This window comes from Anaerolineae bacterium, from assembly GCA_014360855.1.
GTDB lineage: Bacteria > Chloroflexota > Anaerolineae > JACIWP01 > JACIWP01 > JACIWP01.
The window spans coordinates 1-5,184 of record JACIWP010000218.1; the positions used below are offsets into that span (position 1 = coordinate 1).

Here is a 5,184-nt window from a genome sequence, read left to right on the forward strand (position 1 = left end):
TAATGAAAATAGGGAGGGGAAAGCCGGCGGGTAGCCGAAAGGTCCGGGCTTTCTAGGAGGCAGACCATGGGTCCCGGCCGCAAACGCTGGAACCGTACAGCCTGGGTGGTGGCGCTCGGGGTGGCGCTGATCGCCGGCCTTGCCTTCGTTCCCCTGGCTTGGGCAGAAGGCCCGTCCGGGGATTGGCCAGCGCTCCCGCTGGCCGGCGCGCAAGAGGGCACCGCGCCTGCCTCCGCGCCCGGCCGGCTGGTGATCGGCTTTCAACCTGGCGTGACGCAGGGGGAACAGCGAACCTTCCTGGCCAGCCGTGGGTGGACGGTGTTGCGGCGCATGCCGGCCCTCAACGCCGCGGTGGTGTCGGTGCCGAAAGGGCAGGAGGAAGCGCTGGCCGGTGAGATGAGGGCACTGCCGGCGGTGCGCTACGCCGAGCCTGATGCGATCGTCCAGGCGCTGGACATACCCGATGATCCCTACTTTGATGAACAGTGGAACATGCTATCGATCAGGATGATCCCGGCTTGGGATATCAGTGTCGGCTCGGCGGATGCGGTGATTGCCATTGTGGACACCGGCATTGACCTGGGCCATCCGGAGCTGGCCGGCAGGCTCGTCGCCGGCTACGATTTTGTCAATGAGGATCCGGAGGCGAGCGATGACAAGGGCCACGGCACCTTCTGCGCCGGCCTGGCCGGCGCGATGGGCGACAACGGCCAGGGGATTGCGGGGGTGGCCTGGAACGTGCGGCTGATGCCGGTCAAGGTGCTGGGCAGCGATGGTACTGGATATGCCAGTGATGTGGCGGCCGGCATAGTGTGGGCGGTGGATCACGGGGCGGATGTCATCAACCTGAGCCTTGGCTCGTCACAGAGTGTGCGCGTAGTTGAGGATGCGGTGAATTACGCCCTCTCCCACGATGTGGTAGTCGTGGCGGCCGCCGGCAATACGTATCATCTGGATAACCACCCGATATATCCGGCCATGTATCCGGGGGTGATCGCGGTGGCCGCGGTCGGGGCCAACGATGAGCATGCCTATTATTCCACCACCGGGGATTTTGTGGATGTGGCGGCGCCCGGCGGAAACAGTGAGAGCAGTCGCAGGGTTTTCTCGATCTATGGAGATGGCCTGTCCAGGGGCTATGCCTGGGGGGAGGGGACCTCGTTTGCCGCTCCCCACGTCGCCGGCATGGCTGCTCTCCTGCGCTCCGTAAAGCCCTCGCTCTCTCCACTTCAGGTGGCGGAAATTATCACCAGCACCGCCCAAGACAGGGGCGCGCCCGGATGGGACCCGGAGTACGGCTGGGGGCGGGTGGATGTGCTCCAGGCGCTGATCCGGGCGGCCAACGCTTCTCTGCGCGTGGAGCCGGCGGCCAGCGCGGTTTCCCAGGATACCATTTTTCGCCTCAATGTAGTGCTCTCCAGCGACTTTCTGCCGGTCGAATCGGCGAATGTGATCCTGCATTTCGATCCGGCGGTCCTGCAGGTGGTGGATGTCAGCGGACAGCCGGCAACCACCATCATCCCGGGGGAGGCGCTTCCTATTCTTCTGTGGGCGCAGGCGGATAATGCCGCCGGCACGGTGCTGTTCGACGCGCGGGCCTCATACTCGGGGCCGGCGCCCCGAGGGGATATCGTCCTGTTCACGGTGCGCTTCCGCGCCCTGGCGCAGACGCTGACGCCCGAAGGCACTCGTATCTCCATTGACCCCATGTCTCAGGCCTTCTATTACGGGCAGGAGCTGGTGGCGGAGCGCCGGGATGCCGGCGTGGTGGTGCAGGCACCCTGGTTCATCGGCGCGGTGCGCCTGCAGGGGCACGGCGTCTCTCCCTGCGCGCGCTGGAGCGATTATGCGCTGACAGTGCAACTGCTGGATGCCGCCGGCAGTGTCGTGCGCTCCTTCGATGTGACCACCGATGAGACCGGACGATTCGCCCTGCTGTCCCCACCTTCAGGGACCTTTGACATGCTGGTGAAAGGCCGGCATTCGCTGAGCACTCTCCGGCGCGGTGTTACCCTGCCGGCTGTCGGCGTGGTAGATATGGGCACCCTGCTGGAAGGGGATGCCAGCGGAGATGACCGGGTCTCGGGGGTGGACTTCTCCATCCTTGCCACCGCCTACGCCACCCAACGGGGGGATGCCGGCTGGGATGAGCACGCCGATTTCAACGATGACGGGCGTATCACCGCCCTGGACTTTTCCCTGCTGGCGTCCAATTATGCCCTGGAAGGGCCGATCGTTGTGGCCGGCACCCAGGCAGCGTCCACGCTCCCGCCACAGCGCAAGATGCGGCTGTGGCTGGCGCCGGAACGGCAGTTGGTGCACGCCGGCGACATTGTGGAGCTGAACGTACTGCTGGACACCGCCGGCGGCGCGGTGGATGCGGCGGAATTCGCCATCAGCTATGACCCGGATATCCTTCAGCCGGTGGCCGGCGCCGCAGTGGGCGCGGATCTGCCAGTGGTATTGCAGAACCGGGCGGATAGCCAGCGGGGGGTGATCTCGGTGGCGCTGGGCAGGGAACTGCGGGGCCGGCCGGCGGAGGGTGCCGCAGTGCGTCTGGCCACCCTGCGCTTCAAGGCTCTGCGCCCTACCCGCAACGGCCTGCGGGGCACCGATGTGCGCTTCCTGCCGGGGAGCGACGTCTATTTCGCCGGCAGTGGGCTGATCAACCGGCACGCGGATGCGGTGGTTGTGGTGGCGGTTGCCCCGGCGAAATCGCCGTGAGCGGATGAGCCTCGCATCATAGCAGGCGGCGGGAGCACCAAAGGCTCCCGCCGCCTTTTCGCATCATTTGACGGCCGATTGGAAGGCGGCGAACGCCTGCTGGAGGAGCTCCCGCCGGCGGAGCAGTTCCAGCACCGTCAGCGCCATGATGCGCGCCGCGCTCAGCATGGCGCGGTGGCCGCCTGGCCCGCCGGCCGCCTGGGCCACCTCGCGCGAGTGCCAGGCTGTGCCGGGGGGCAGTCCGATATCGATCATGAAGCTGGCGGCCGGCACGGCGTGGCTGAGATTGCCGAAATCGGTGGAAGCCCCCAACTCGACCGGCGCCCCGAAGGGGATGCCGCATTCCTTCGCGGCCTGCTCCAGCAGGCCGGCCAGCACCGGATTATTGAGGGTGCTGTCAATCTCCGATGTGCGGACGATCTCCACCTGGGCGCCGGTGGCGATGGATGCGCCGCGGGCACAGTTCTCCACCTTTGGCAATAACTCCTCGAACAGATAGCGGCGGTCCTCGGCGCGCACGATGATCTGGGCGGCGGCGAAGGCGTGGATGACATTTGGCACCTCGCCGCCGTGGGTGATGTTGCCGTGGATGCGCGCTTCTGGCTTGATGTGCTGGCGCAGGGCATTGATGGCATTGAAGGTCAGGAGCACTCCGTCGAGGGCGTTGATGCCGTTCCAGGGATCGGCGGCGGCGTGCGCCGGCCGGCCGTGGAAAGAGATGTTCAAGCTGACCAGGGCGCGATCCTTGGTCAGCAGGCCGGTGGCCGTCCAAGGGTGAAACTCCAGGGCGGCGTCGATGTCGGAGAAGGCGCCGGCGCGCAGGAGACGCACCTTGCCGGGGGTCTGATAGAGGATTTCCTCCGCCGGCGTGCCAATGACGGCCACGGAACCCTCCAGCTCCGCGATGACAGCGGCCGCGCCGAGGGCAGCGCCGACAGCACTGCCGGCGATGAGGTTGTGCCCGCACCCATGTCCGATCTCTGGGAGCGCGTCATACTCAGCAATGAGGGCGATGGTGGGCCGGTCCGCGCCTACCTGGGCGCGGAACGCAGTTTCTACTCCACCGTAGGGGAACTGTACCTGGAAGCCGCGCTCCCGCAGGAAGGCGGTAAGCCGCGCCGCGGCATAGTGCTCCTGGTAGCCGACCTCGGGATGGGCGTGCAGGTCATCGGCCAGCTTGACCAGCGCGCCGCGCTCCTCATCAATGGCGCTCAGCGCCCGCATTTGCAAAGAATCCATGGCAGTACCTCCATTGGTGGCGAAAAATGGCGGTCGTTGGGTTCGACAGGTGTATTATAGCACACCGCCGGCCTTCCCAGCACCTCCTGATATTTGACGTTTCGCATCTTTGCTGGTAAGATATCACTGTATGAACAATTGGGTCAGAGCGGCCCCCTCTTGGACTCGCTTTCCAGCAGGGGGCTTTTTAGGCTTTATGGCCGGCCCAACATGTTGAACCATTCAACGGGAGTCTACCATCGCCAATGCGTATCGGCATTGATGCTCGGCTGTTGTACTACAGCCCCGGCGGCATCGCAGAATACACCAAGCGCCTGGTTCAGGCGCTGGCCCACCTGGACGGGGACGAGGAATTTGTTATCCTCTACAGTCGCAAAGACGCACGACATAACCTGGTCACGGACAATCCACGCTTCAAGCGCGGTATCCTCTGGACGCCCAGCCATCACCGCCTGGAGAGCTGGCTCCTTTCGCTGGAGCTGAGCCGCTTTCGGCTGGATGTCATGCACAGCCCGGATTTCATCCCACCGCACTCCAACGTCTTTCGCACCGTCATCACCGTGCATGACCTGGCCTTCCTGCTGTATCCCCACTTTCTCACCAAGGAAAGCGCGCGCTATTACGGCCAGATTGACCAGGCGGTGCGCCGCGCCAACCATATCATCACTGTCTCGGAAAGCACCAAACGCGACACCATGCGGCTGTTGGGCGTGCCGGAGCGCAAGATCAGCGTGATTTACGAGGCGGCGAACCCGCTGTTCCGGCCCGTGCCGAGGGAGGAAGCGCGGCGCGCCCTGCAGGAGGCCGGCTATTCCCTCCCGCCGGCCTACATCCTGTTCGTCAGCACCATCGAGCCGCGCAAAAACCTGCCGGCCCTCCTGAAAGCCCTGCGCAATCTGCGCGACCGCTACCGCCTGCCGCATAAACTGGTGCTGGCCGGCCGCAAGGGCTGGCTCTTTGATGACGTCTTCACCCTTGTCAACCAGCTCCGCCTGGAGGACGACTGCATTTTCCTGGGCCATGTGCCGGTCGAGCATCTGCTCTATCTCTATAACGCCGCCGATGTGCTCGTCCATCCCGCCTTCTACGAAGGGTTCGGCCTGCCCCCGTTGGAGGCCATGTCCTGCGGCACCCCGGTCATCGTCTCGAACGTGTCGGCCATGCCCGAAATCGTGGGGGATGCCGGCCTGCTCATTGACCCCCACGATGTGGAAGACCTGA

At 65.0% G+C, this 5,184-nt stretch carries 3 protein-coding genes; 2 read left to right on the forward strand and 1 reads right to left on the reverse strand.

Annotation, left to right across the window (positions count from 1 at the left end; translation table 11 throughout):
* Positions 1–66 precede the first annotated feature (66 nt).
* A complete protein-coding gene (locus H5T60_11320) occupies positions 67–2,724 on the forward strand; it encodes a S8 family serine peptidase (protein MBC7243022.1) in 2,658 nt (885 codons plus the stop codon).
* 63 nt (positions 2,725–2,787) lie between these two features.
* On the opposite strand, the gene H5T60_11325 is transcribed toward H5T60_11320, so the two are convergent.
* Positions 2,788–3,963: a M20 family metallopeptidase gene (locus H5T60_11325; GenBank protein ID MBC7243023.1), complete on the reverse strand. Its 1,176-nt coding sequence runs from the start codon at positions 3,961–3,963 to the stop codon at positions 2,788–2,790.
* Positions 3,964–4,208: 245 nt separating this feature from the next.
* Here H5T60_11325 and H5T60_11330 point away from each other — a divergent pair.
* A partial coding sequence (locus tag H5T60_11330; protein MBC7243024.1) for a glycosyltransferase family 4 protein occupies positions 4,209–5,184 on the forward strand: 976 nt, incomplete at its 3' end.

What these genes read in the sequence shown, in the direction of transcription:
- H5T60_11325 (MBC7243023.1), bottom strand. Translation starts at nt 3,963, where the DNA reads ATGGATTCTTTGCAAATGCGGGCGCTGAGCGCCATTGATGAGGAGCGC.
- H5T60_11320 (MBC7243022.1), top strand. Translation starts at nt 67, where the DNA reads ATGGGTCCCGGCCGCAAACGCTGGAACCGTACAGCCTGGGTGGTGGCG.